Raw genomic sequence first — 25,769 nt, 5'->3', positions numbered from 1 at the left:
ACGTTGCGAGGCTAACCGAGCCGGACCGCGGCGCGGCCGCCGAGTCTCATCGCAGCTCGGCGACGCGCCGCGCCAGTGCCCTGTTCATCGCGTGGAACTGCGGCAGCGTGTCGTCGTTGAGCTTCCCCTCGACGAAGGGCACGGCGACACCGGTGAAGCGCTCGCTCTGGGTGAACCGGACGCGGTCCGCGCCGATGCGCTCGATGCGGAAGCGGTGTTCTCCGTCGGCGATCCAGCCCGGCGGCACCTTGCCGAGCCAGCGCAGCTCCGCGTTCCGCTCGACCTCCTTGATCTCGGGCTCGAACTCGGTGTCGCCGCCCGCGTCGTGCATGCGGTTGCGCATCGTGGCGCCCTCTTCCAGGCGCCCGTCGTGGGACGTCACCTCGGCCCGCGTGATGAACGGGTTCCACTCGGGGTAGCTCTCGAAGTCGGTGAGCACCCGCCAGACCTCCGCGGGCGTCGCCCGTATCTCCGTCGACGCGCTCAGGCGTACGGGCCGGGTGTTCGTCCAGACCGTGTAGCCCGCGAGGAGCACGACCAGGGTCAGCAGGCCGGTGACCACGGGGTGCCTGCGCGGCCACACCCGCTTCTTCGCCGGAGGAACCAGTGAAGACAACGGGCCCTCAGTGGTGATCGCCCTCACCTCGCCGGACAGCCAGGTACTCCTCCGGCGTCGCCTTGGGCACCTGCGCCTTGGGGCCGTACATGGCGCGGGCCAGCCGCGCACGGATGCGTTCGGCCGGGCGGACCTTGCGGACGACGCCGTTGGCGTCGACCACGGGGCCGATCTCGTAGGGCCGGGGCTGTTCGTGGGCGGTCAGGCGGTACAGCTCGGACTGCGGGAGCCGTTCGTGGACCTCGACGTACTCGCCGTGCGGGAGGCGTTTGATGGTGCCGGTCTCCCTGCCGTGCAGCACCTTCGCGTGGTCCCTGCTCTGCAGTCCGAGGCAGATGCGGTGCGTGACGAGGAAGGCGAGGACGGGCACGACGAAGGCGCCGATGCGCACGAACCACGTGACGGCGTTGATGGAGAGGTGGAAGTGGGTCACCCACAGGTCGTTGCCGCCGCCGACCATCAGCACGCCGAACAGCGCGAGCCAGGCGACACCGAGGCCGGTGCGCACCGGTGCGTTGCGCGGCCGGTCCGCGATGTGGTGCTCCCGTCGGTCGCCCTTGACCCAGGACTCGATGAACGGATAGACGCCGATGGCGAGGAGGATCAGCGGGAAGAGCGCGAAGGGGATGAAGACGCCCAGGTTGAGCGTGTGGCCCCAGGCGTTGATCTCCCATCCCGGCATCACCCTGATGAGCCCCTCGGAGAACCCCAGGTACCAGTCGGGTTGGGCGCCGGTGGAGACCAGGTCGGGACGGTAGGGGCCCATCAGCCAGACCGGGTTGATGGTGGCGAGACCGCCCATGATCGCGAGGACGCCGAAGACGAGGAAGAAGAAGCCGCCCGCCTTGGCGATGTAGACGGGCAGCAGCGGCGCCCCGACCACGTTCTTCTCGGTCTTGCCGGGACCGGCGAACTGGGTGTGCTTGTGGTAGAAGACCAGGATCAGGTGGACGACGACGAGCCCCAGCATGATGCCCGGCAGCAGCAGGATGTGGATCGGGTAGAGCCGCGGGATGATGTCGTCCCCCGGGAACTCTCCGCCGAAGAGGAAGAAGGAGAGGTACGTCCCGATGACGGGGGTGGCGAGGATGGCGCCCTGCGCGAAGCGGATGCCGGTGCCGGAGAGCATGTCGTCGGGGAGCGAGTAGCCGGTCAGTCCGGTGATGATGCCGAGGAACAGCAGGGTCCAGCCGAACGTCCAGTTGAGTTCGCGCGGTTTGCGGAACGCGCCGGTGAAGAACACCCGCATCATGTGCACGAGCATCCCGGCGACGAAGACGAGCGCGGCCCAGTGGTGGATCTGCCGGATCAGGAGGCCGCCGCGCACCTCCATGCTGATGTCCACCGTGGATTCGTACGCCCGGGTCATCAGGATGCCCTTGAGCGGCACGTACGACCCGTCGTACGCCACTTCGGTCATGCTCGGATCGAAGAAGAGGGTCAGATAGGTGCCGGTCAGGATGATGATGATGAAGCTGTAGAGGCAGATCTCCCCGAACATGAACGACCAGTGGTCGGGAAAGATCTTGCGCATCTGGCTCTTGGCCAGGGAGTTGATGCCGAGTCTGCCGTCCGCCCAGTCGGCGACCCGCTCTCCTTTGCCGAGCCGTACAGGTCGTGCACTCGTCGTCCCGGTGGGCTCGATGCGTCCGCTCATGCGACTCCCTTTCAGGCGGTTCCAGGGTAGGTCGCACGGGTGACGGTTCCAACAGCCGTGGAAGTGACAAATCAGCCCGCGGGTGTCAACCGGTGCAATCTCAGGGCGAGTTGGATCTCCAGGGTGCGGGCAGGCGTGTTCCAGTCGTCGCCGAGGAGCCTCGCCACGCGTTCCAGGCGCTGCACCACCGTGTTCACGTGGACGTGCAGGGCGGTCTTGGCCTTGGTGAGGCTGCGGTCCTGGCCGAAGTACGCCTCCAGGGTGCGCACCAGGTCCGTGCCGCGTTCGGCGTCGTAGTCCAGGAGGGGGCCGAGCGTCGCCCTGACGTAGCCGCCCAGGTCGGCCTGTTCGCCGATGAGCAGCCCGACGAAGCCGAGGTCGGCGAGGGCCGCGCCGTGCCCGGTGTGGCCGAGGGCCCGCAGCGCGGAGAGGCAGCGCAGGGCCTCGGCGTGCGCGGCGGGCAGCCCGGCGGGGCCGGTGGCCGGGCCCGCGGCGCCCACGGTGACCGGGGCGCTCACGGTCTGGCCCAGTGCGGCGGCGAGCGCGGTGGCGTCGCCGCCCGGGGTCACGGCGGGGGCCACGATGACCACGTTGTCGTGGTGCAGCCCGGCCAGACCGCTGCGGGTGCGGGCGGTGCGGTGTGCGGCGGCGAGCAGCCGCGGCCGGGGCGCGCTCTCGCTGTGGGCGACGAACACCGCGTGCGGGCGGTCGAGCCGGACGCCGAGGCGGCGGGCGCGCCCGGTCAGGCCGACGGGGTCGCCGGAGGTGGCGAGCAGGTCGCCGAGGAGTTCGCCGCGCACCCGGTCCTCGGTCTCGGCGACCGACCGGCGCAGCAGCAGGAGCAGCGCGGTGACGACGCCCGCCCGCTCGAACAGCCGCCGGTCGGTGTCGTCGAGTTCGGCGCGTCCGGTGAGGGCGATGCTGCCGAGGAGCTCGGGCCCTGCGAGGACCGCGCACACCCAGGTGCCGTCCTGCGGCACGGCGCGGCCGCTGGTGCGCGAGGCGGCGACGGCGGTGGCGGGCGGCGGCAGGGGGCCGGTGCCGGTGCGGGCCAGCTCGACGCCGTCCGCGTCGTGGATGAGGGCGCCGCCGTCGAGGAGGGCGGCGATGCCGTCGGCGACCTCGTCGGCGCCGCCGCCGCGCAGCACGAGATCGGTGAGCTGGTCGTGGGCCTGCTCGGCGCGGCGCATGGCCCTGCTGTGCGCGCGGATGGTGTCGGTGGCGGCGTTGAGGTCGACGAGCGCGGCCCGGGTCTCTTCGAGGAGGCGGGCGCCGTCGATGGCGATGGCGGCGTGGTCGGCGAGGGAGGAGAGCAGCACGATCTCCTCCGTCGCGAACTCGCGGGCCGCGCGGTCGGCGGCGTACAGCACGCCGATGACGCGCGAGCCGAGGCGCAGCGGCACGCCGAGGATCGCCCGGAGCCCTTCTTGGCGGACGGCGCTGTCGATGGCGTCGGTGTGGTGGAAGCGGGGGTCCTGCTGGTAGTCGCCGGTGACGTAGGGGCGCGCGGTCTGCGCGACGAGGCCGCCGAGCCCTTCGCCCATGCCGAGCCGCAGTTGCTGGAAGGCGGCCGCGACGCTGCCGTCCGTCACGCGCATGTAGGTGTCGCCCGCGGTCTCGTCGTTGAGCGAGAGGTACGTGACGTCGGTGCCGAGGAGCAGTTTGGCGCGGCGCACGATGGCGCGCAGTACGGCGTCCGGGTCGCGCAGGGCGGCCAGGTCGCTCGCGGTGTCGAACAGGGCGGTGAGTTCGGCCTCGCGGCGGCGGTGCGTGCCCAGGGTGCGGTGGATGCGCAGCGCGACGTCGGTGGCTTCGTCGAGGGCGGTGAGGCCGTCGGCGGTGGCACCGGCTTCGCGGGCGCGGGCCGCGGGGCGCGCGAAGTCCTCGGCGGGCGCGCCCCGGTCGAGCAGGTCGAGCAGGGTGCGCAGGCCCGCCTGGGGTTCGGCGTGGCCCGCGCCCTGGGTGGTGGGGAGCATGGGGCGATGGTCTCCCGGCAGGGTGGGTGCGGTCGATGGCCTGCTCCGGATCCGGTACGGACCATCGTGGGGCGGGGTCAGCCGCCGAGGGGGACGGAGCCTTCGCGTTCCGGTGCCGGGCGGGGCGCGGGCACCGCGGTCTCGTCCGCCGCCAGGTCGCGCCCCCTGGTCTCCCTGGCGAAGTGCACGGTGACGGCGGTGACGACTGCGGCCGCGCTCATGTAGAGGGCGATGGGGAGCGCGGATTCGTAGTCCTTGAGCAGTTCCACGGCGATGATCGGGGCGAGCGCCCCGCCGATGATGGACGCGAGCTGGGAGCCCATCGAGGCGCCCGAGTAGCGGACCTTGGTGTCGAACAGCTCGGAGATGAACGCGGCCTGCGGTCCGTACATGGCGCCGTGGAAGAGCAGCCCGACGGTGACCGCGAGCGCGATGACCGGGAACGAGCGGGAGTCGACCAGGGCGAAGAAGGCGAAGGCCCACCCCGCCATGCCGAGCGCGCCGATGAGGGTGACCGGGCGGCGGCCTATGCGGTCGGAGAGCGCGCCCCACAGCGGGATGGTGACGAAGTGGAACGCCGACCCGATGAGCACCGCGTTGAGCGCGTCGCTCCTGGGCAGGTCGAGGTGGACGGTGACGTAGACGAGGACGAAGGCCGTGAGGATGTAGTAGGAGATGTTCTCGCCGAACCGGGTGCCGATCGCGGTGAGCACTTCGCGCCAGCTCTTGCGGAACACCTCGACGACGGGCGGCTGTTCATGCGCCCCCTCCGCCGCGGCCGCCTCGGCCTTGCGCTGTGCCGCCAGGAAGACGGGTGACTCGGTGACGGAGATGCGGATCCACAGGCCGATCATCACGAGCACGCCGGAGAGCAGGAACGGCACGCGCCAGCCCCAGGCGAGGAAGGCCTCTTCGGACTGGACGGCGGCGAGGAGCGCGAGGACGCCGGTGGCCAGCAGGTTGCCGCCGGGTGCGCCCGCCTGGGGCCAGGAGGCCCAGAAGCCGCGGCTCTTGTCGCCGCCGTGCTCGGAGACGAGCAGGACGGCGCCGCCCCATTCGCCGCCGAGGGCGAAGCCCTGGACGAGGCGCAACACGGTGAGCAGGACGGGCGCGCCGACGCCGATGGTCGCGTGGGTGGGGAGGAGGCCCATCGCGAAGGTGGCGCCGCCCATCATCAGCAGGCTGATGACGAGCAGTTTCTTGCGGCCCATCCGGTCGCCGTAGTGCCCGAAGACGACTCCGCCCAGGGGGCGTGCCGCGAAGCCCACCGCGTAGGTGAGGAAGGAGAGCAGCGTGCCGACCAGGGGGTCGCTCGACGGGAAGAAGAGGCTGTTGAAGACCAGCGCGGCGGCCGAGCCGTAGAGGAAGAAGTCGTACCACTCGATGGTGGTGCCGACGAGGCTCGCGGCCACGATGCGGACGAGGCCGGCGCGGGCGGGCGGAGCGGTTCCTTGCGAGGCCATGTGCACCACTTCCAGGAGTTCTGCGGGGACGCTTCCGTACCGGCACAAGGTAGGAAACCGCAGATCAGTGGCGTATATGGCGGAGCACCATGGTTGTGCTCCCGGTGGTGTGACCGGCCACCACGAGGGGTGCAAGATCGGACAGAAGTTACTTTTTGGTATGGCGTGACTTCCCACGCGGCGCGCAGTAGAACTCGTTTCGATTCAGCCAAGAGTGAGGAAGGTCACATGAGCACTACACCCAAGCGTAGCCCTGCTTCTGACGGCCTGTCACGTCGAAGATTTATCGCAGGAACGAGTTCTATTCTTGGTGCCGTCGCCCTCGCGGGTCACGCCACCCAGGCCCACGCCAGGACGGCCGCGGCAGCCCCCATCGTCGACGGAGCCGCCGTCCCCGCGCTGGTGATCGGCTCCGGATACGGCGGCTCCGTCGCCGCCCTGCGGCTCGCCGAGGCGGGCGTCGACGTCCAGATGATCGAGATGGGCGAGGCCTGGGACACCCCGGGCTCCGACGGCAAGATCTTCGCCAACACCACCAGCCCGGACATCCGTTCCTACTGGCTCCGCACCAAGACCAAGCAGCCCATCAGCAACTTCCTCGGGTTCCCGCTCGACAAGAACGTCCCGCGCCACACCGGGATCCTGGACGCCGAGGAGTTCGGCGGCATCATCGTCTACCAGGGCCGCGGCGTCGGCGGCGGCTCACTGGTCAACGGCGGCATGGCGGTCACGCCCCGGCGCGAGAACTTCGGCGCCGTGCTGCCCACGGTCGACGCGGGCGAGATGTACGGCACCTACTACCCGCGCGCCAACGCGGGCCTGGGCGTCAACACCATCGACCCCGCCTGGTTCGAGACCGCCGAGTGCTACCAGTACGCGCGAGTCGGCCGCAAGCACGCACAGCGCTCCGGCTTCGGGTTCGTCTTCGTGCCCGACGTGTACGACTGGGACTACATGGAGAAGGAGCAGGCGGGCACCGTCCCCAAGTCGGCGCTCGCGGGCGAGATCCTCTACGGCAACAACTACGGCAAGAAGTCCCTGCAGCAGACCTACCTCGCCCGCGCAAGGGCGACCGGGCGCGTCACCATCTCGCCGCTGCACAGGGTCACTTCGGTCACCCCGGCGGCCGGTGGCGGCTACACGGTCACCATCGACCAGATCGACACCGAGGGCACCACCACCGCCACCAAGTCCGTGACGGCCGACAAGGTCTTCTTCGCCGCGGGCAGCGTCGGCACCAGCAAGCTCCTGGTCAAACTGAAGGCCACCGGCGCACTGCCCCGCCTCAACGGCGAGGTGGGCAAGGGCTGGGGCGACAACGGCAACGTCATGTGCGGCCGCGCCAACCACCTGTGGGACGCGACCGGCAAGCTCCAGTCGTCCATCCCCACGGCGGGCATCGACAACTGGGCCGCGGGCGGCGCCTTCGCCGAGGTCGCGCCGCTGCCCACCGGGATCGAGACGTACGCCTCGTTCTACCTCTCGATCACCAAGACCCCGCACCGCGCCGAATTCACCTGGAACGCCGCGGCGAACCGGGCGGAACTGAACTGGCAGACCGCCTGGAAGCAGGCGTCGATCGATGCCGCCAAGACGATCTTCGACAAGATCAACGCGAAGGAGGGCACGATCTACCGGACCGACCTCTTCGGCACGTACAAGATCTGGGGCGACCACCTCACGTACCACCCGCTGGGCGGTGCGGTGCTCGGCAAGGCCACCGACAACTACGGCCGTCTGGCGGGCTATCCGGGGCTCTACGTCATCGACGGCGCCCTGATCCCCGGCAACACCAGCGTCAACCCGTTCGTCACCATCACGGCGCTGGCCGAGCGGAACATCGAGAAGGTCATCGCGACCGATCTGTGAGTCAGGGTTTGGGCAGCACGCACACCGTGTCGAGGCCGAGCACGTGATTCAGCCGGCCGAAGGCCAGCCACGACCCGATGCTCATGCTCAGTTCGACGATCTCGGCCTGGCTGTAGTGCGCGGTCATCCGCGCCCAGAACGCGTCGTCCAGGTTGTGATGGTCCAGGGCGTACCGCTCGGCGTACTCCGCGGCCAGCCTCGTGCGGTCGTCGAAGGAGTCGGTGGTGCGCCACTGGGTCACCGCGTCCGCGAACCCGTCGTCGACCTTCTCGCCGTCGCGCTCGGTGCGCCAGTCCAGGCAGAAGACACAGCCGTTGATCTGGGCGACGCGCAGCCGCGCGGCCTCGAACTCGCGCAGGCCCAGGGTCGTGTGGGCGTACACCGCCAGCGAGAAGTTGGATGCCGCCGTGCCGATCCCGGGGACCATGTCGCCCCACACGTAGGGGATCGCTTCCTGTCCCTCGGGGATGTCGATGCGCAGGGAACCACTCATGGGTCACTTCCTTCCCAGTCGCCCCGCTGCCGGGCGCAGCGGGACGTCGAGCGCGTCATAGAGGCCCGGCTCGGCGTCCACGAGCCAGTCGACGGCGTTCACCAGGCGGCCCACCGCCGTGGCGTTGCCGCCCGCGGAGCGGTTCTCGCCCTCGTCGGTGGCCTCCACCGTGACCTCGATGCGCGGCCTGCCCTCGACGATCACGCGGTGGGCGCCGTCGCCGCCGTCGGGCGGGCTCGGCCAGTCCGGCGCGCAGGACGGGTGGATGCGGGTGACGTGCTCGATGACGATGCGGGGCTCGCCGCCGACGATGCCCTGCACCTCGAAACGGACCGCGCCCTGGGTGCCCGCGGCGAACTCCCCCATGGTCCGTGTGCGCACCGTGGCGTCGAGCGCCCGCCGGTCCAACGTCTCGCGTATGTCGTCGAGTTCCACGCCGAGCGCCCTGGCCATCAGCCTGATCTGCCCGCCCCACACCATGGTCGGCACGGAGGACGCGAGCATCATCGGCTCGTACGCCATCGGGTGCCCCATGCCGATCAGATCGCGGACCGCGTCTTCTTGGTCGTACGTCGAGTAGTCGAAGATCTCCTGGCAGCGGATCGCGTCGACGGTGGAGCCGAGCCCGCTGATCAGCAGCGGCAGGACGTCGTTGCCCCAGCCGGGGTCCACGCCGGAGACGAAGAGCGAGCCGCCGCCGTCCGCGACGGCCGCGAGCACCGGGTCCCTGAACTCCGGCGGCGCGCTGCGCTGGTCGTAGAGCGCGAACAGCGCGGGCGTGACGACCACGGCGCCCGCCCGCACCGCCCTGACGACGTCGGCGAGCGCCTCGTCGGGCCGCAGGTCGCCGGAGGCCGCGTACACCACGGCCCGCGGCCCCGCGGCGAGGACCGCCTCGACGTCATCGGTCGCGGACACCCCCAACTTCCGTCCGAGCCCCGCCAGTTCACCGGCATCACGGCCGACCTTCGCCGGGCTGTGCACCAGCACGGCCGCGAGGGAGAGCTCAGGATGGGCCTCGACGGCACGCACGGCCGCACGGCCTACGTTGCCGGTGCCCCAGACCACCGTGGGAATCATGCGCGGAGGGTAGCGAGGGGCGTCGACGGTTGACAGAGGCGCGGCCCGAGAAGAAAAGATATGTTCCCTTCCGCACCTCTCCGAAGTGTCGTACCGCCGGTAAGCTTTACGCATGCTCCTCGGGCGTTCCGCGGAATGCGCTCGTCTTCTCGCTCTCATCGACAAGGCTCGCGGGGGCGAGAGCGGCGCCCTGCTCATCCGCGGGGAAGCGGGCATCGGCAAGACCAGCCTCGTCAGTTACGTCGCCGAGCAGGCCGACGACCTGATGCGGCTCGGCACGCGCGGCGTCGAGGTCGAGTCCGACCTCCCCTATGTGGGCCTCGCCGATCTGCTCCGCCCCGTCCTGCACTTCCTGGACCGCATACCCGACCGGCAGGGCGCCGCGCTGACCGGCGCGCTCGCGCTCGGGCCCGCCGTCGCCCAGGACCGCTTCGCGGTCGCCGCGGGCACGCTCAGCCTGCTCGGCGCGCTCGCCGAGGAGGGCCCGGTCCTGGTCACCGTCGACGACGCGCACTGGCTCGACCCGTACTCCCTGGACGCGCTCGCCTTCGCCACCCGCAGGCTGAGCCGCGAGGGCGTCGTCGTCCTGTTCACCGCCCGCGAGGAGCTGGAGGAGGCCGCGTCGCGGCTCGCCTCCGTCGAGACGTTCACCCTCACCGGACTCGACCCCGAGTCCGCGCACCGGCTGATCGCCGAGGAGGGCACCGCGCAGCTCACCGCGCAGGAGGCGGCCCGGCTGCTCGCGGAGGCCCGCGGCAACCCCCTGGCGCTGATCGAGCTCCCCGCCCTCCTCGCGGGCAGCGGCGCCGACGACGACGGCGAAGGATCCGGAGCGCCCCTGCCCATCGGCGAGATGCTGGCCCACACCTTCGGCAGCGCCGTGGCCCGGCTGCCCTCCGAGGCGCAGGATGCGATGCTGCTGCTCGCCGTCCTCGGCACGCGTCCGCTTGCGGGCACCGAGGCGGCGCTGCGGGCGCACGGCCTCAGTTACGAGTCGCTGGAGGCCGCGGAGGACGCGGGCCTGGTCGTCGAGGAGCAGGACGGGTACGCCTTCAGGCACCCGCTGGTGCGCTCGGCGGTGTACCACGGCGCCACCCCCGTGCGCAGGCGCCGCGCCCACCACGCCATCGCCCGCTCCCTGCAAGGAGCGACCGCCCCCGCCCTGGAGCAGTACGCCTGGCATCTGGCCGCCTCCGGCGCCGAGCCGGACGAACACGTCGCGTCCCTCCTGGAGAACGCCGCGTCCGGAGCCCCCGAGACCCTGGCCTACCCGCTGGCCTCCCGGCTGTACGAACGGGCCGCGCGCTTCACCCCGGAGGGGCAGCGCAAGGCGGAGCGACTGCTGTGCGCGGCCCGCGCCTCGCAGGCCGCGGGCTCGCTGAACGAGGCGGCCGCCATCCTGGACCGCGCCCTGGAGCACGCCGAACAGCTCGGCACACAGCTCGACATCCGGCAGCTCCGCTGCTACCTGGACGTGCAGCGCGGCCGTCCGACACGCTCGCGCGAACTGCTCAGGTCGGCCGTCGACGAGGCGGAGAAGGTCGACCCGGCGCTCGCCGCGGTCATGCTCGGCGGCATCGCGCTCACCGAACTGGCCGTCGGCGACCTCACCGCGGCCCGCGGCACCTCGGCCGCGGCGATGGAACTCGCCGACTCCGCGCACGAGACGCTGCTGCCCGTGCGCCTCCTGCGCACCCTGGTGCTGCTGCTCGGCGGGGACGCCGAGGCGGGCCGCGCCCTCCTGCGCGAGCTGGCCGAGCCCCTCGCCTCGCCCGACCCCGCCTTCCCCTATCCGCTCGCCGGGGTGGGCGGCCTGTGCCACCTCGCGGCCGAGGAGCTCGACGAGGCGCACAGCATGCTGGACCGGGCCGCGTACACGGCGCGCGGTTCCAGCGCGGTGGGGCTGCTCTCGCACCTGCTGTGCACGCTGTCCGTCGTGGAGTTCTGGCGGGGCCGCTGGACGCCGTCGCTCGCCCACGCCGACGAGGCGGTGCGGCTCGCAGAGGCCAGCGGACAGCTGATCGAGGTGTCGCGCGGGCTGGCCGCCCTGGTCAAGACCGAGGCCGTCCTGAACCGCGAGGAGGACTGCCGACGGCACGCCGCGAAGGCCATGGAGTGGGCGGGCTCCGCCGAACTGCCGATGGACGCGGCGCGGGCGCTCGGCGGGCTCGGCCTCCTGGAGCTCGGGCTCGGCCGGTTCGAGGAGGCGGTGCACCACCTGGAGGAGGTGCGGGCGTTCTCGCAGCGGCACGGGCGGGGCGACGGCCTGTATCTGACGTGGGCGGCGGACCTCGCGGACGCGTACGTCCATCTGCGCAGGACCGACGACGCGCGCGAGGTCCTCGACGTCCTGGAGTACGAGGCGGGCCGCGGACACCGCCCGGTCACCGCGGGGGCGGCGGCCCGGTGCCGCGGACTGCTGGAGCCCGGGGATCCGGAGGCCGCTTCGCGGCACATGCGGCGCTCCCTCGCACTGCTGTCCGAGCGCCCCGTGCCCTTCGAGCGGGGGCGGACCGAGTTCGCGTGGGGCGAGCAGCTGCGCAGGCAGGGCAGGCGGAGCGAGGCGCGGCGGCTCCTGGAGCGGGCACTTGCCACGTTCGAGCGGCTCGGCGCGGCGGGCTGGGCGGCGCGGGTGGCGGCCGAGCTGCACGCCGCGGGCGGCACCGAAGTGCGGCCCGAGCGGGCGCCCCTGGAGCGGCTCACCCCGCAGGAACTGCAGGTCGCGCTGGTGGTCGGCCGGGGTCTCACCAACCACGAGGTGGCGGAGCGGCTCTTCTTGAGCGTCAAGACCGTCGAGTTCCACCTGAGCAACATCTACCGCAAGCTCGACGGGGTGCACCGCAGGGCGCAGCTGGTCCGCCTGCTCGCTCAGGCCTCCGAGGCCTCCGAGACGGCCGGGGTGTCCGGGGGCGCGGACGCCCCCGACGCCTGACCGTCCGGATCACGCGCGCCCAGGGCCCATTCGAGGACGGCCATGGCGCCGCTGAGCTTCATCGACGACTGCGTCCAGGCCACCGACCGCGGGCCGTCGAGGACCGCGCCGGAGACCTCTTCGCCACGGTGCGCGGGCAGGTCGTGCAGGAACAGGGCGCCGGGGCGGCGCGTCATGAACTCCTCGTCGACGTGGAACGGCCGGAAGCGTTCGCGCCATGCGGCGTCGGGCCTGCTGCCGCCCGTGGTCTGCCAGCGGGTCGTGTAGACGACGTCGACGCCGGTCGGCAGGGAACGGGCCGAGTCGCGGTGGGTGAGGGTGGCGCCGGTCCGGGCGGCGCGCTTCCCTGCCGTCGCCCGGAGGGTGTCGGGCAGTCCGTATCCGGGCGGGCAGGCGAAGGTGGCCTCGCAGCCGGGGATGCCGGACAGGGCGAGCGCGAGCGCTGTCGCGGTGGCGTTGCCCTCCCCTACGTAGAGGAGCCGCAGCCCGTCGAGGTTCCCCAGGGTCAGCCGCAACGTGGCGAGGTCGCAGAGCCCTTGGGAGGGATGTTCCTCCGGGGTCATCGCGTTGACGACGGGCAGGTGTCCGTGGCGGGAGAGTCGCCGCAGGTCGTCCAGGGGGCCCGCGGGGCGGGCGACGAGGCCGTCCAGCATGCTGCCGAGGGACCGCCCGGTGTCCTCGACGGACTCGCCGGTCGACGGCTGGAGGTCGCCCGGTCCGTAGGCGACGGGGCTGGCGCCGAGGCGGACGGCCGCGACGGTGAAGGCGGTCCTGGTGCGGGTGGACGGGCGGGCGAAGAGGACGCCGACCGCGGCTCCGGCCAGCGGGCGCGCGTGAGCGGCGGCGTCGTGGTGCAGTGCCACGGTCCGCTCCGCGAGTCGGGTGACGGTCGCCACGGGCAGGTCGGCCAGGGAGAACAGGCCGGTCTCGGGGACCTGGGGCGGGGCGCCGCGCGAGAGGGCCGGGGCTGGGCGCGTCATCGGCCGTCCCTGGCGGGCGGTCGCGGGCGGTCCGGTCCCCCGGTGAGCAGCTCCGCGGCGGCGAACGCCGCTGCCGCGCACGGCTCTTCGAGCACTCCGGTGTTGCGGAAGAGCCGTACGGTGTGCCGCGCCGTGGCCCGCAGCGCGCCCTCGCGCCGCCGGGTGCGGTAGCTCTCGGCGATGACCTGCCGCACGGAGTCGGGCCCGAGGCCCGCCACGGTGAGGGCGGCGCCCACCGGCCGCAGGTCGGGCGCGAGGACGGCGCCGATCAGCCCGGGCAGACAGCGGGCCACGCGCCCCTTGAGCGGTGCCGGCAGGTCGCTCCACAACTGCTCGAAGAAGCGCGAGAAGTACGCGTGGTGGTGGCCCTCGTCCCGTGCGTGGTCGCGGACGACGTCCCGCACCACGGGCAGCACCGCGCGGTCCCCGGGCACCTCCTCCAGGGCCGCGGGGACGAGCGTCTCGGCGACGACGACCTGCAGCAACTGCGCCAGCACCGGTTCGCCCGCGAGGAGTTCCGAGCCGATGCCGTCGAGCTGGCGCAGGAACGGGTCGAAGGCGTAGGGCAGCGGCGGGATGCCCGTCGCCGCGGCGACCTGCTCGACGACGTCGAGGCCGGCGAGTGCGTGGTAGCCCTCGTCGCAGTAGATGCGGCAGGCGTCCAGGCGCACCGCGGCGGGCAGCGCGAGGCCCGCCCGGCCGTCCGCGATGCGCTCGGTGGCCCGGTTGACCACGCGGGTCTCGAAGTGGGCGGTGAACGTCAGGTACTGGTACAGGTGCCGGGCGAGGAGCTCGTGGCGGCGCCGGTCGGGCAGTGCGGCGACCAGAGGGTGGGACCAGTACGGCACCAGGCGGGGCGGGAAGAACCGGGTCGCGGGATCCAGCGGTCCTGTCACGGTCCGGTGCGGGCCGCTGCGCACGCCCGACCTCTCGTACCAGTCCCGCCGTTCAGGAGGTTCGGGCCGCTCGAGGGGTTCGGGGGGTTCGGGGGGTTCGGGGTTCGTCATCTCTCCTCGGGTTCAGCGCGGTCGGCGGGGGCGGAGCGGCGGGGCTCGTGCCGGGTTCGCGACGAGCGCGTACGACAAGGGCGTAGGCGGTCCGGTCATCGACCGGACCGCCGGGGTTGAACCGCCCGGATTCCGGGCCCACCGCACGCCGTCGCCCGGCGACCCACAGCCTCGACGGCAGCAGCGGAGCGTGCCCGTGCACGGAGACGTTCCGCACCCGAGCGGGGGTGCCGTCGGGCACCCCCGTCCCCCGCCCTCGCGACGGTCGCTCCCCCGATCCTGAGCGGACCACCCGTTCGTACACCCCCGTAGTACGTCCGGTCACCGGATCTCTTTTCCCCCATCGGTGTTTTCAGGTCCGCCGCGGTTCCGCGACCGTGGGTATACCTTGGCCCCCTCGCGCGGGCGCGGTCGACCGTGAAAACCCTGGAGTCCGGGTCCGAGGGCCGGGGTGGGCGGCCGGGGCCCGAGGGGCGGGCGGGGCGGGTGGGACGTACGGCCGCGTGGCCGGGGGCTTCTCGGGAGCGGTGAGCCGGTGGTTTCCTCGTTCAACCACTTGGCCGGTCGGGTGAACCCAGGGTTTTCCTCGGGGCGTCCGGGGTGCTCAGCTCGCGCCCCAGCCGCCGTCCACGGGAAGCGAAGCGCCGGTGACGTAGCCGGTGTGGGGGCCGCAGAGCCAGCGGGCGACGGCGGCGACCTCCGCCGGTTCGATCAGCCGTTTGATCGCGGAGCGGTCGAGCAGGACGTCCGCGACGACGTCCTGCGGCGCGATGCCGTGCACGGCCGCCTGGTCGGCGATCTGGCCCTCGACCAGCGGGGTGCGGACATAGCCGGGGTTGACGCAGTTGCTGGTCACCCCGTGCGCGGCGCCTTCCAGCGCGGCGACCTTGCTGAGCCCCTCGAGGCCGTGCTTGGCGGCGACGTACGCGGACTTGAACGGGCTGGCCCGCAGCCCGTGCACGCTGGAGATGTGCACCGCCCGGCCCCACCCCTGGCTGTACATGTGCGGCAGGCAGTGCTTGAGCAGAAGGAAGGGCGCCGTGACCATCAGGCGCTGGAGCTGCTCGAAGCGGTGGGGGTCGAACTCCTCGATGGGGGCGACGTGTTGGGTGCCCGCGCTGTTGACCAGGATGTCGACGGCGGCGGGCAGGCCGGGGATCGCGCCCGCGTCGGTGAGGTCCACGGCGTGCGGGACACCGCCGACGGAGTCGGCCACCGCCTTGGCCGAATCCGCGTCGACGTCGACGACGTGGACCAGGGCACCGGCGGCGGCGAACGCCTCGGCGCAGGCCCGCCCGATGCCGCTCCCGCCGCCGGTCACCAGGGCGGCCCGGCCGGTGAAGTCTTCGCTCGTCATACCCGGAACGCTCGTCATGCCCGGAACGCTAAAGAAGCGGGGGCGGGTCCTCCCATGGTCGCGGGCACCACAGTGCGGGGCAGCGGGGTGTGGGCGGGCGCTGCACGGGGCGGGCGCCGCCCCAGGGGGCCGCGCACCGCGGAGGTTTGCCCGTACGCCGCGGCTACCGCGGACGGTGGACCGGGAAGTCAACTGACGGGTTGACGAGGACGGGCTCGTCGTCGCCGGGCTCACCGCCGGGACCCTGGCGGGCGCGGGCTTCGCGGCGAGCACCGGGGCCGTCGCCCCGCTCTCGCAGAACAACCTCGGCCTCAACAGCTGGGCGGCATTCCAGCGGTACCTCCGGGCGCACTGGAACTACACCGGCCCCGTCAACGGGGACCTCAGCTTCGCCACGCTGAAGTCGCTGCACAGGATGCTGCACACCGACTGGGGCCTGACCGGCCCGTTCGACGGGCATGTCGGCCCCGAATTCACCGCCGCGTTCCGGCGTTTCGCCAACAGCATCTGACCCACGGGAGTGCACCGCAGCCAGGTGACAACCGCGGGTTGACACCCTCTCAACTGTCAACCTACGGTTGTCACATGACGCACTCCTCAGGCGCCACGCCGCCTCCCCCTGTCCGTCTCGACGACCTCATCGAGGCCATCAAGAAGGTCCACACGGACACCCTCGACCAGCTCACCGACGCCGTGATCGCCGCCGATCACCTCGGGGAGGTCGCCGACCACCTCATCGGCCACTTCGTGGACCAGGCGCGCCGCTCCGGCGCCTCCTGGACCGACATCGGCCGGAGCATGGGCGTGACCCGCCAGGCCGCCCAGAAGCGGTTCGTCCCGAAGAAGCAGGGCGAGCAGCCGGACCTCGACCCGAGCCAGGGCTTCAGCCGCTTCACCGAGCGGACGAAGAACACCCTGATGGCCGCGCACAACGAGGCCAAGGCCGCCGAGCACGCGGAGGTGCACACCGCGCACCTGGTCCTCGGCCTGCTCAGCGAGCCCGACGCACTGGCCGCCCGGGCGATCCTCGCCCAGGGCGTCTCCCTGGACGACGTCCGCCACGCGGCCGCCGAGGTGCTGCCCGCGACGGCCGCCGAGGTGCCGGAGCTGGTGCCCTACTCCGCCGACTCGCGCAAGGTGCTCGAGCTGACGTTCCGCGAGGCCCTGCGCCTCGGGCACAACTACATCGGCACGGAGCACCTGTTGCTGGCCCTCCTGGAGCACGAGGACGGCGCGGGACCGCTCACGGGCCTCGGCATCGACAAGGCCGCGGCGACCGACTGGATCACCGAGACTCTTCGGGCACTCTGATCCGTACTCGACGGATTTCTACCTCTTGACGCCTAACACGCTGTTGCGCTAGGGACGTTCGCCGCCTACTGCGCCCACGGGTTCACCGGCCCCCGGCTCGGGGCCTCCCTCCAGGCCGGGCGCCCCAGGAGCCGCCCGTCGAGGGACTCGGAGTCCTCGACTACCACGCCGGACCGCCCCTCGAACAGACCGGCATCCCTGATTCCGCCATAAACTCTGCACTTGTCTAGACCCATTGACAGCCTTTGTGGCGCTCCCTAATGTCCCCAACACCGCTAGGAGAACGACACCACACATCGATCAAGCGTGGGGGGTTCGTGAACAGCACACCCGGTTCCGGCGACATTCAAATGGCAGCTCCCCACAATCGTGAAGGCCTGCCCATCGTCAGCCTCGATCAGGCCCACTCACCACAGAAGGTCCTGGCCCACGGCGAATTGCTGCGACGTTTCGTGGCGGGCCAGGAGATCAAGCCCGTGCACATGCGCATCGGCATCATGGGCGCCTGCAATATGCGGTGCAATTTCTGCAACTTCCACTCGCCCAACGAGGAGCAGTTCTACGACCTGTTCTCGTTCAAGGACTCGATCGCCACCGACAAGGCGGTCACGCTGCTCCGCGAGTTCGCCGAGAACGACGGCCGGGCCGTGACGTTCTGCGGCAGCGGCGAGTGCACGATCCACCCCGGCTATGCGGAGATCTGCCGCGCCGGGCACGCGGCAGGGCTGCGGATCGGGCTGATCACCAACGGCTCCCGCCTAGGCCGCCCGAAGGTCGCCGACTGCGTCGCCGAGACGCACACCTGGGTCCGCATCGGGCTGAACGCAGGCACGGAGACCACCTTCGACGACATCACGCGGGACCGCGAGCAGACGTTCTCGAAGTTCATCGGCTCGGTCGGCAAGCTCCGGGAGAACGCCGTCGACCCCGACTTCCGCATCGGCTTCAACTACGTGATCACCCTGCAGAACTACCGGGAGATCCTGGAAGCGGCCCGCATCGCCCATGAGTCCGGCGCGCATTACGTGCGTTTCGAACCCGAGTTCTACAGCGCACTCGGCCACGAAACCATCGAATCCGTGATGTCGGAGATCTCCGAATCCCTCACCCGTGCCGCCGAGCTCTCCACGGAGGCCTTCGAGGTGTCGGTCCCCAAACTGGACCGCGGCCCGATGGACCAGGTGGAAGAGGTCGAGGGCGACTTCGAGCACTGCCACTACAGCCGATTCGTCACCGCCGTCGGAGCCGACGGAAATCTCTACCCGTGCCCGCAGGTGCACCTCAACAGCCGCTATCTCATCGGCAACGTCGTCGAACAGGGATATGGGGACGTCCTCGACGGCGGCCCGCGCGCCGAATGGGAGGCGTCCAACCCGCGCAGGACCGACCTCTGCAAGTCGTGTTTCTACCGGCCGCAGAACGAGCTCCTGGAACTCCTCAAGCGCGGTCAGATCAAACTCGACGAGGCCCTGGACGCCTACGCACTGGAAGTGCCGAGCACCCTGCACGGCGACTTCGTCTGAGCCGCGCATGCAACTACGTCACCTCCGCGGGCTCCTCGCCGTCGAACCGGCCCTGCGGTACGCCAAGAGCGCCGAGGAGCATGCCGTGCGGGCCCGCAGGGTGCGCGACGTCGTCGAGCGGCTGGCCCGTGTCGAACGGGCCCCGCTCGTCACCGTCGGAAGCACCCCGGCGGTACGCGACGGCCTGCACCGCGAGCGGCTCCTGCTGGAATCCCCCGTACGTGGCTCCTTCCACGGCACCCTCCTCGCCCCGCCGGACGCGGCGCCCGGCCCCGCCGGCCCCGCCGTCCTCGTGCTGGGCGGCAAGAACGCGCGCCTCGACCAGCTCACCGGCGACGTGCCGCCGGACCACCCCGACCGCAACGTCGCCGAGCAGCTGGCGCGGGCCGGCTTCGTCACGCTCTCCTTCGACCACGGCATCGGCGGCGCGCTGGACGCCGGGCGCAGGGCGGGCAGGGACGAAGGGACGCTGCTGGCCCACGCGTTCGCGCTCACCGGCCGCTCCCTCCTCGGCGCCCTCACCGGCGACGCCCTGGGCGCCCTGGACGTCCTCGCCGCGCACCCGCTCGTCGATCCGCGCCGCGTCGGCCTCTTCGGCCACAGTCTCGGCGCTGCGGTCGCCCTGCACACGGCGCTGCTCGCCGGGCGCCCCGGCATCCCGCTCTGCGCGGCCAGCCACCTCGGCAGCTACCCCGCCCTGTTCGAGAGGCTGTTGACCGGCCACGAGGGAGCGGTGCTGCCCGGCATCCTGGAGTACGCCGACCTGCCCGACCTGTACAGCACCCTCGCCCCGGCCCCGCTCCAGCTCCAGTACGGCACGGCCGACAGTTACCTGGACCCCATCGACGCCCGGACGGCGGCCGACGCGGTGCAGGAGGCGTACGCGGCCGCGGGAGCCGATGCGGAGGTCCACGAGCTCGCCATGGGACACGGCACCCACGTGGGCCACGCGGCGGACTTCTTCACCCGCACGCTCACCGAGGGCCCGCCCCTCGAAACCGGCGTGCCCGCCCAGCGCATCCACTTCGAGGTCGCCGAGCGGCGCGCCGTGCTCGACCGCGTCGATGCCGCCCTCGCCTCAGGCATCCTCACGCAGGGCCCGCAGGTGGCCCGTTTCGAGGAGCTCGCCCGTCCCTGGACCGGCGTCGACACCGCCGCGGTCGCGTCCGGATCGGCGGCCCTGGAGATCGCGCTGCGCATCATCGGCGTGGCGGGCCGCAAGGTGCTCGTACCGGTCAACACGTTCTTCGCCACCGCGGCCGCGGCGGTGCGGGCCGGGGCTGCCGTGCACTTCGTCGACATCGAGCTCGACGGCCTCGGCATGGACCCGGACGCCCTGCGCGCCGCCCTCGACCGACACCCCGACACCGCCGCCGTCCTGCCCGTCCACATCGGCGGCATCGTCTCGCCCTCCCTCGAAGCAGCGCTCGCCCACTGCCACGAGCGCGGCATCCCCGTGGTGGAGGACGCGGCGCACGCCTTCGGCGCCATCCTCGACGGACACCCGGCAGGGAGCTTCGGCCGGTTCGGCGCCTTCTCGTTCTTCCCCACGAAGGTCGCGGTGAGCGGCGAGGGCGGTCTGCTGACCTCCGCGTCGGCCGACGACCTGGAACAGGTGCGGCGCTGGCGCGATCACGGCAAGAGCGCCCAGGGCTCCACGCTGCACGACCGGCCCGGCGGCAACTGGCGGCTGAGCGAACTGCACGCCGCCGTCGGCACGGTGGACCTGGAACGCTTCTCCGGCACGCTGGCCGCCCGCCGGTCGATCGCCGCCCGGTACGACGCGCTGCTCGCCGACGTGCCCGGGATCCGCCCGCACGCCGTACCCGCCGCGGCAGGCAGCAACTACTACAAGTACCTCGCCTACCTGGATCCTGACGGGCCCCTGGACCGTCCGCTCCTGAAGAAGCTCCTGCGGGAGCGGCACGGCGTGTCGCTGGCCGGTGAGGTCTACGACCATCTGCTGTGCGACCACCCGCAGTTCGCGGCCCAGCGCCGACTGGACGCAGCGGGCGGCCCGTTCGAGCGGGCCCGCTGGTTCGCGCGGCACCACGTCGCGCTGCCGCTGTACCCGTCCCTCACGGAGACGGAACAGATCCGGGTGGTCGCCGCACTCCGCAGCGAGCTGCCGTGACCGGCGCGACCACCGTGGTCTCCGCCTTCCGCAGGGGCGAGTGGCGGACATCGCTGGACCGGGTGCCGCTGTCAGGACCGGCGGGCAGGGAGCTCGCCATGGTGCCGGAGATCGTCGCCGACGCGGACCGGCGGCACTGGGACGCCGCCCTGCCCGGATTGCCGCTGCTCACCGGACGCCGTGAAGTCCTGCTCACCGCACTGGAGTTGTTCGACAGCGGCACCCTCACCGTCGGTGGCATCGGCGAGCAGAGCGCCGAGGCCTTCCGGGTGGCGCTGTGGGAGAGCGCGGGGCTGCCGGGCCCGCTGGTCGACCGGTGGTGCGCGATGCTGCGTGACGGCGTCCTGAAGAAGGACGATGCCCCGGAGCCCGACGGCGCACTGGCCCTGGTCGCGCTGCCGGGCAACACCTTCACCTGCCTGGACGCGGTCTGCGACCAGGCCGAGCGTTCGGCCGGGGTGTGGCTGCGGCCGAGCCGACGTGAGCCGCTCTCCGCAGCCCGGCTCGTCGCCGCCCTGCTCGCGGCGGGCTGGCCCCGGGCCCGCCTCGGCTTCTACCCCGGCGAACAGCGCGCCCTGCAGGGCCTGTTGCGGCTCACGGACCGGCACGTCGTCTACGGCGGCGCCGGTCTCGCCTCCGCCGTCCGCTCCTCCCCCGCGCTCACCCTGCACGGCCCGGGCCGTGGCTGCGCGCTGGTGCCCGCGGGCATGCCGACGGACGACGCCCTGGCCTGGCTGCTGCCGTTGATCGCGGCCGATTCGGGGCGCTTCTGCAGCAACGTACGGACCGTCGTCTGCGAGGAGCCCGACGCCGCCGAGTCGCTGGCCCTGAGCCTCGCCGCCGCGCTCGACGCGCTGTCGCCGTTCGGCGCGTGGCCGCTGACCGCCTTCCGTGAGCCGGACGCGGCAGAGGCCGCGACGCGTGGCATCCGCGACCGTCTCCACCCCGGCGACCGCATCCTGACCCGTCGGCCGCCCGTCCTGCGCAGCGCGACGAACGACGTCCACGCACTGCCGCACATCGCCCTGCTCGACGGCCACTTGACGGTGTTCAAGCCCCCTCATCATCCACTGATCGGCCATGAGGTCCCCTTTCCCTTCGCCGCCGTCCTGAGCGCCTCGCCGCAGGCCGCGCGGGCCATCGCCGCCGACTCCCTTTTCGTGTACCGCCCAGCGAAGTGAGGCCCGCATGACCACCGCCTTCGGCACCCTGCCCGACAGGCTGCGCGAGCGCGTCCCGGAGCTCGGCATCGATCTCGACACCTGGACGCGCCGCATGATGCGGTGGCACTTCGAACCGGAGACCGGCAGCCCCTTCTGGGTGGCGCGGCGCGAGAAGCTCGGCTTCGACCCGGTGGAGGACATCGGCGGCTTCGCCGACCTGGACCGCTTCGGCCTCTTCGACAAGGCCGAACTGCGCGCCGCGAACGCCCGCGACCTGCGCCCCCGCGGCTACCACGACCAGCCTTTCCGGGTCTTCGAGACCGGCGGCAGCACGGGCGCGCCCTGCCGGATCATCAACGTCACGCGCCTCGCGTACGACGTGGAGATCTACCGCACCGTGCTGGAGGCGCGCGGAGTGGCAGGCGGCGACGTGCTCGCGATGACGCCGAGCGGGCCGCACGCGTACGGGCACTTCGTGGAAGGCCTCGCGGACAGCTGGCGCGGCGCAGTGCACGCCATCGACTTCGATCCGCGCTGGGTGAAGGCCGCGCTGCGCTCGGGCGGCGAGGCCGACACCTACACCGCCCACCTGATCGACCAGACCCTCGCCCTGCTCGCCGCCGAGCACCCCTCGCTGCTCTTCACGACCTCGCGGCTGCTCGTGGAGCTCGCGATGCGGCTGCCCCGGCCCCTGCACACGTACGGCATCCGCGCGGTCTGCACCGGAGGCACCTCGTGCACCGCCGCCGAGGCCGAGTTCCTGCGCGAGGAGCACCTGCCGGGCGTGCAGTGGATCGACACGTACGGCAACACGCTGGTCGGCCACGCCCTGCAGGCCGACGCGGTACCGAGTACGTCCGCCGTGCCGGGAGCGTCCGCCGTACCTGGCGGCACCGGGCACTCCTACCATCTGCCGCCGCCCTTCGCGGTGCTCAAGGTCGTCGACCCCGCCGACCCGTGGCACGAGGTCGAGGTCGGGCAGCGCGGCCGCGTGCGCACCACGACGCTCCTGGAGGACCTCTTCCTGCCCAACCTCCTGGAGCGGGACAGCGCGGTCAGGACCGGCCCGCACCCGTGGTTCCCCTGGGACGGGGTGGCCGCCGTGCGGCCCTTCCTGGACTCCGGGGCCGCCGAGGAGGCGGTGGAAGGCGTCTACTGACCGGTCCCGTCGGCCGGTCCACCGACCCGAAGGATCGAGGGACACGCATCGTGAACCTGTCGTCGAACGGCGTACCGATACCCTTCACGCCGGAACTCTTCGGCCCCCTGCGCCCCAGCGCGGACCTGCTGGAGCCCAGGGACGCCGACGCGCTGCGGAAGCGGCTGCACGCGGACGGCTATCTGTACCTGCCGGGCCTGCTCGACCGTGCGGAGGTGCTGCGGCTGCGCGGCCGGTACTTCTCGCTCTTCCCACCGGGACTGCTCGCGCCGGGCAGCGGGCCCGAGGACGGGGTGTTCTCCGGCCGCGTGCCCGAGGGCGTCCCGCACTACGGAGTGGCGGGGCACCCGGCCTACGCGTTCGTGCGCTCGGCGCCGTTCCACGACTTCGTGGCCAACCCCGTCCTGTCGACGCTCGCCGCCCAACTCCTCGACGCGAAGGCCGAGATGCTGCCGCGCCGCATCCTGCGCCACTTCCACCGCGGCACCCGGCGCGCCTCCCGGGCCCATGTCGACTTCGACTACATGGACGAGGGTTCGCCGCGCGTCGTCACCTTCTGGATCCCGGTCGGCGACTGCCCGACGCCCACCGGCCCGCTGGTCTACCTGGAGGGCTCCCACCGGCTGCCGCCCGAGGAGTACGCCCCGCTGCGCGACATCACCGACCGCCCCGGCGACCGGCGGCAGATCTGCCACGACCTGGAGCTGACCGCCCGCACGCTCGACCGCCGCTGGCTGTACGCGGACTTCGCGGCGGGCGATGTGATGGTGCACCTGCCCCGCATCATCCACGCGTCCCTGGACACGACGACCGACGCGATGCGCCTCTCCGTGGACACGCGGTTCATCCACTCCGGCGACAGCCCGGACCCTCGCTGGCTCCGCCCTTGGTCGGCGGACGACGGGGCGTGAGCCGCCCCGCCCCGCACCGCTTCATCCCCACGGCCGCACCGGCCGTCCGCCCGCCGCGTCCGACCGCTCCGCCGCCACGATCACGTCGTCGACCAGGCGGGCCTCCCCCACCGGGCACACCGGGTCCGCCCCCGTCGCCACGGCGTGCGCGAAGTCGGCCAGCAGGGGCTGGTGGGGGTTGGCCGCCGGAGGAAGCAGGGACGGCGGCCCAGGGGGTGCGTGCATCCGGCCGGAGTCCAGTGGGGCGAGCGTCACCGTGCGGCCGCCGCCGGTCAGCCGGACGAGGTCCACGGGCGAGCCCTCGCCCCACTCCACGAGACAGTGCGCCTGCAGACCGGAGCGCCAGGCCAGGGTGAGCTCGGCGCGCCGCTCCGCGCCGTCCGGGAAGCGTCCGCCGAGCCGGGCGGTCAGCTCGTGCGGCCGCCCGAACAGGTGGAGCAGCAGGTCGATCCGGTGGCTTCCCGCGTCCGCGAGGACCCCGCCGCCGGACAGGGCGGGGTCGGTGCGCCAGCGCATCGGGTCGTCGGGCCCGGGCGCGAAGGCGCACCGGAAGCGCACCTCCACCCGGTCGGGCGTCCAGTCGTCGAGCTCCTCGCGCAGCCGTCGCACGGTGGGCGCGAGCCTGCGGTAGTAGGCGACTCCCGCGCACCGCCCCGCCGTGTCGAGCGTGGCCCCCGTGCCGAGGCCACCGGCGAGCGGCTTCTCGATCAGGACGGGCAGGCCCGCTCCGAGCACGGCGCGGGCGAGCGGCACATGATGGACGACGGGAGTGGCGATGTACACGGCGTCGACGCCGGACAGCAGCACGTCGATGTCGGTGCCCGAGCCCGCTACGCCATGCTGCTCGGCGGTGCGCGCGGCGCGGCGCGGGTCGCGGCCCCAGAGGGCCACGGGCTCCTCGCCGAGCGCGTGCAGGGCAGGCAGCACGCGGCGCGTCACGATGTCGCCGTATCCGGCGATGCCCCACCTCACGCGGCTCTCCTCCGCCCGCTCAGGGGACGATCGCCACCTTCAGCGTCTCGGGCGGCGGACCGTCGTAGGGGGCCTGCTCGGCATCCGGGTAGAGGGCGCGGCTCGCGGAGAGCTGCTCCATGGCCTTGGGCAGTTCGTCGAGCGGGTACGTGTGCGTGTGGAGGTCGGGCAGGCGCAGGGCGTCGGTGCGGCGGTGGGCGAGGCGTTCGGCGACGGCGAGGGCTTCGGCGCGCGCGGTGTCGAGGGGTTCCGCGGAGCTGTGCACGCGCAGGCCCTTGCGCTCCCAGGTGACCAGGTCGACGGTGACGTGCGTGTCGACGTGGTGCGTGCCGAGGAGGACGACGAGGCCGTTCTGGCGTACGAGTCCCACGCAGGCGTTGAGCGTCGTGGGGGTGCCCACCGCGTCGACGGCGACGTCGAAGTCCGCACCGACGGCGGCCAGCTGCTCGGAGCCGCCGTCCACGCGCCGGATCGCGTCGGCGCCCGCCGCGGAGGACCGTTCGAGCCGCCAGTCGTCGAGGTCGACGGCGACGACCTCGGCCGCGCCGCGCGCCACCGCGACCCGCAGCGCCATCTGCCCCACGGGCCCCTGCCCGACGATCACGACGCGGTCGCCGAGCCGGATGCCGCGGGTGGCGTGCACCGCCAGCGGCAGGAGTTGCAGGAGTGCGCCCTGCTCGAAGGGCACCTCGTCGGGCAGGGCGCCCACGGATATCTCGCGGGCCAGCGCGAACTCGGCGTACCCGGTGGTGAGCGGGGTGCGCACGAAGACCCGCTGGCCGGGCACCACGCGCCGGACGCCCGCCCCGGTCGCCTCGACGACCCCGGAGATCTCATGGCCGAAACAGCCCTGGGAGCAGTGGTCGCGCAGCCCGTAGTAGTGGAAGTAAGCGAGGTCGCTGCGGTTGCAGACCGTGCAGGCCCGCACCCGGACCAGGACCTCCGACGGACCTGGCTCCGGCACCGCCACGTCCGTGACCAGCCTGATGTCGCGCCTGCCGACGAGTTCGTACCTGCGCATGGACTCTCTTCCCTTCAGCGGATGCGACCTGCGGAAGTTCCAAGGATTCCCCAACTCGCGCCCCATCATGGTGGATTCGCCCGGCTCGACCGGTTCCGACTCCTTGACAGCCCGGTTTGGTACGAGCCAATATCCACTATCCGAT

Annotated in this window: 19 protein-coding genes; 8 read left to right on the top strand and 11 right to left on the bottom strand. The window is 72.3% G+C overall.

The genetic code is table 11. The features are described 5' to 3' along the window. Nucleotides 1-46: 46 nt before the first annotated feature. From ABZV77_RS22055 to ABZV77_RS22040, 4 genes are all read right to left on the bottom strand, one after another. Nucleotides 47-616, bottom strand: coding sequence for an SRPBCC domain-containing protein (locus tag ABZV77_RS22055; RefSeq protein ID WP_356259342.1), 570 nt, complete (start codon nt 614-616; stop codon nt 47-49). Nucleotides 617-623: 7 nt separating this feature from the next. Further along, complete coding sequence (locus tag ABZV77_RS22050; protein WP_356259340.1) at nt 624-2,273, bottom strand: cytochrome bc complex cytochrome b subunit; 1,650 nt, start codon at nt 2,271-2,273, stop codon at nt 624-626. A gap of 71 nt (nt 2,274-2,344) precedes the next feature. After that, on the bottom strand, nt 2,345-4,249 hold the full coding sequence (locus tag ABZV77_RS22045; RefSeq protein WP_356259337.1) for a GAF domain-containing protein: 1,905 nt from the start codon (nt 4,247-4,249) through the stop codon (nt 2,345-2,347). A gap of 77 nt (nt 4,250-4,326) precedes the next feature. Continuing rightward, entirely contained in the window at nt 4,327-5,712 is a 1,386-nt protein-coding gene (locus ABZV77_RS22040) for an MFS transporter (RefSeq protein ID WP_356259336.1), read from the bottom strand. A 228-nt stretch (nt 5,713-5,940) separates the two neighbouring features. Between ABZV77_RS22040 and ABZV77_RS22035 the strand changes: the two genes are divergently transcribed. Then, nucleotides 5,941-7,581, top strand: a complete 1,641-nt coding sequence (locus ABZV77_RS22035) for a GMC oxidoreductase (RefSeq protein ID WP_356259333.1) — start codon at nt 5,941-5,943, stop codon at nt 7,579-7,581. A gap of 1 nt (nt 7,582) precedes the next feature. Here ABZV77_RS22035 and ABZV77_RS22030 read toward each other — a convergent pair whose 3' ends face one another. Together ABZV77_RS22030 and ABZV77_RS22025 are read right to left on the bottom strand one after the other, a co-directional pair. Beyond that, nucleotides 7,583-8,062 (bottom strand): carboxymuconolactone decarboxylase family protein, encoded by a 480-nt coding sequence (locus tag ABZV77_RS22030; protein WP_356260178.1) that lies wholly within the window; start codon nt 8,060-8,062, stop codon nt 7,583-7,585. Nucleotides 8,063-8,077: 15 nt separating this feature from the next. Further along, complete coding sequence (locus ABZV77_RS22025; protein WP_356259331.1) at nt 8,078-9,154, bottom strand: dihydrodipicolinate reductase; 1,077 nt, start codon at nt 9,152-9,154, stop codon at nt 8,078-8,080. A gap of 112 nt (nt 9,155-9,266) precedes the next feature. On the opposite strand from ABZV77_RS22025, the gene ABZV77_RS22020 reads away from it, so the two are divergent. Beyond that, on the top strand, nt 9,267-12,086 hold the full coding sequence (locus ABZV77_RS22020) for an AAA family ATPase (protein WP_356259329.1): 2,820 nt from the start codon (nt 9,267-9,269) through the stop codon (nt 12,084-12,086). On the opposite strand, the gene ABZV77_RS22015 is transcribed toward ABZV77_RS22020, so the two are convergent. From ABZV77_RS22015 to ABZV77_RS22005, 3 genes are all read right to left on the bottom strand, one after another. After that, nucleotides 12,023-13,066 (bottom strand): ornithine carbamoyltransferase, encoded by a 1,044-nt coding sequence (locus ABZV77_RS22015; RefSeq protein ID WP_356259326.1) that lies wholly within the window; start codon nt 13,064-13,066, stop codon nt 12,023-12,025. The two genes, ABZV77_RS22020 and ABZV77_RS22015, sit on opposite strands and share 64 nt — an antisense overlap. Continuing rightward, complete coding sequence (locus tag ABZV77_RS22010) at nt 13,063-14,073, bottom strand: diiron oxygenase (protein ID WP_356259323.1); 1,011 nt, start codon at nt 14,071-14,073, stop codon at nt 13,063-13,065. Before ABZV77_RS22010 ends, ABZV77_RS22015 begins: the two co-directional genes overlap by 4 nt. Before the next feature lie 604 nt (nt 14,074-14,677). Next, on the bottom strand, nt 14,678-15,430 hold the full coding sequence (locus ABZV77_RS22005) for an SDR family oxidoreductase (RefSeq protein WP_356259320.1): 753 nt from the start codon (nt 15,428-15,430) through the stop codon (nt 14,678-14,680). 585 nt (nt 15,431-16,015) lie between these two features. On the opposite strand from ABZV77_RS22005, the gene ABZV77_RS22000 reads away from it, so the two are divergent. The 6 genes from ABZV77_RS22000 (at nt 16,016) to ABZV77_RS21975 (ending at nt 23,631) form a co-directional block, all read left to right on the top strand. Then, nucleotides 16,016-16,741 (top strand): Clp protease N-terminal domain-containing protein, encoded by a 726-nt coding sequence (locus ABZV77_RS22000; RefSeq protein ID WP_356259317.1) that lies wholly within the window; start codon nt 16,016-16,018, stop codon nt 16,739-16,741. A 350-nt stretch (nt 16,742-17,091) separates the two neighbouring features. Continuing rightward, on the top strand, nt 17,092-18,264 hold the full coding sequence (locus ABZV77_RS21995) for a radical SAM protein (RefSeq protein ID WP_356259315.1): 1,173 nt from the start codon (nt 17,092-17,094) through the stop codon (nt 18,262-18,264). Nucleotides 18,265-18,271: 7 nt separating this feature from the next. After that, nucleotides 18,272-20,398: a DegT/DnrJ/EryC1/StrS family aminotransferase gene (locus ABZV77_RS21990; RefSeq protein WP_356259313.1), complete on the top strand. Its 2,127-nt coding sequence runs from the start codon at nt 18,272-18,274 to the stop codon at nt 20,396-20,398. After that, nucleotides 20,395-21,579 (top strand): hypothetical protein, encoded by a 1,185-nt coding sequence (locus tag ABZV77_RS21985; protein WP_356259310.1) that lies wholly within the window; start codon nt 20,395-20,397, stop codon nt 21,577-21,579. Before ABZV77_RS21990 ends, ABZV77_RS21985 begins: the two co-directional genes overlap by 4 nt. 7 nt (nt 21,580-21,586) lie before the next feature. Then, on the top strand, nt 21,587-22,720 hold the full coding sequence (locus ABZV77_RS21980) for a hypothetical protein (protein ID WP_356259308.1): 1,134 nt from the start codon (nt 21,587-21,589) through the stop codon (nt 22,718-22,720). 50 nt (nt 22,721-22,770) lie between these two features. Then, nucleotides 22,771-23,631 (top strand): phytanoyl-CoA dioxygenase family protein, encoded by an 861-nt coding sequence (locus tag ABZV77_RS21975; RefSeq protein ID WP_356259305.1) that lies wholly within the window; start codon nt 22,771-22,773, stop codon nt 23,629-23,631. Between the two features lie 21 nt (nt 23,632-23,652). Here ABZV77_RS21975 and ABZV77_RS21970 read toward each other — a convergent pair whose 3' ends face one another. Both ABZV77_RS21970 and ABZV77_RS21965 read right to left on the bottom strand, forming a co-directional pair. After that, nucleotides 23,653-24,603, bottom strand: a complete 951-nt coding sequence (locus ABZV77_RS21970; RefSeq protein WP_356259303.1) for a Gfo/Idh/MocA family oxidoreductase — start codon at nt 24,601-24,603, stop codon at nt 23,653-23,655. 19 nt (nt 24,604-24,622) lie between these two features. Beyond that, nucleotides 24,623-25,624, bottom strand: a complete 1,002-nt coding sequence (locus ABZV77_RS21965) for a zinc-binding dehydrogenase (protein WP_356259300.1) — start codon at nt 25,622-25,624, stop codon at nt 24,623-24,625. Nucleotides 25,625-25,769 lie beyond the last annotated feature (145 nt).

It is taken from the genome of Streptomyces sp. NPDC004732 (assembly GCF_040609235.1).
In the GTDB taxonomy this organism is placed as follows: Bacteria; Actinomycetota; Actinomycetes; order Streptomycetales; family Streptomycetaceae; genus Streptomyces.
This window is presented reverse-complemented; position numbering and strand designations above follow the sequence as displayed.

Coding starts and splice junctions, on each gene's coding strand:
- ABZV77_RS22015 (WP_356259326.1), bottom strand. CDS start 13,066: ATGACGCGCCCAGCCCCGGCCCTCTCGCGCGGCGCCCCGCCCCAGGTC.
- ABZV77_RS21980 (WP_356259308.1), top strand. CDS start 21,587: ATGACCACCGCCTTCGGCACCCTGCCCGACAGGCTGCGCGAGCGCGTC.
- ABZV77_RS22010 (WP_356259323.1), bottom strand. CDS start 14,073: ATGACGAACCCCGAACCCCCCGAACCCCCCGAACCCCTCGAGCGGCCC.
- ABZV77_RS22050 (WP_356259340.1), bottom strand. CDS start 2,273: ATGAGCGGACGCATCGAGCCCACCGGGACGACGAGTGCACGACCTGTA.
- ABZV77_RS22005 (WP_356259320.1), bottom strand. CDS start 15,430: ATGACGAGCGAAGACTTCACCGGCCGGGCCGCCCTGGTGACCGGCGGC.
- ABZV77_RS21990 (WP_356259313.1), top strand. CDS start 18,272: ATGCAACTACGTCACCTCCGCGGGCTCCTCGCCGTCGAACCGGCCCTG.
- ABZV77_RS22020 (WP_356259329.1), top strand. CDS start 9,267: ATGCTCCTCGGGCGTTCCGCGGAATGCGCTCGTCTTCTCGCTCTCATC.
- ABZV77_RS21965 (WP_356259300.1), bottom strand. CDS start 25,624: ATGCGCAGGTACGAACTCGTCGGCAGGCGCGACATCAGGCTGGTCACG.
- ABZV77_RS21995 (WP_356259315.1), top strand. CDS start 17,092: ATGGCAGCTCCCCACAATCGTGAAGGCCTGCCCATCGTCAGCCTCGAT.
- ABZV77_RS22040 (WP_356259336.1), bottom strand. CDS start 5,712: ATGGCCTCGCAAGGAACCGCTCCGCCCGCCCGCGCCGGCCTCGTCCGC.
- ABZV77_RS22045 (WP_356259337.1), bottom strand. CDS start 4,249: ATGCTCCCCACCACCCAGGGCGCGGGCCACGCCGAACCCCAGGCGGGC.
- ABZV77_RS22035 (WP_356259333.1), top strand. CDS start 5,941: ATGAGCACTACACCCAAGCGTAGCCCTGCTTCTGACGGCCTGTCACGT.
- ABZV77_RS22000 (WP_356259317.1), top strand. CDS start 16,016: ATGACGCACTCCTCAGGCGCCACGCCGCCTCCCCCTGTCCGTCTCGAC.
- ABZV77_RS22025 (WP_356259331.1), bottom strand. CDS start 9,154: ATGATTCCCACGGTGGTCTGGGGCACCGGCAACGTAGGCCGTGCGGCC.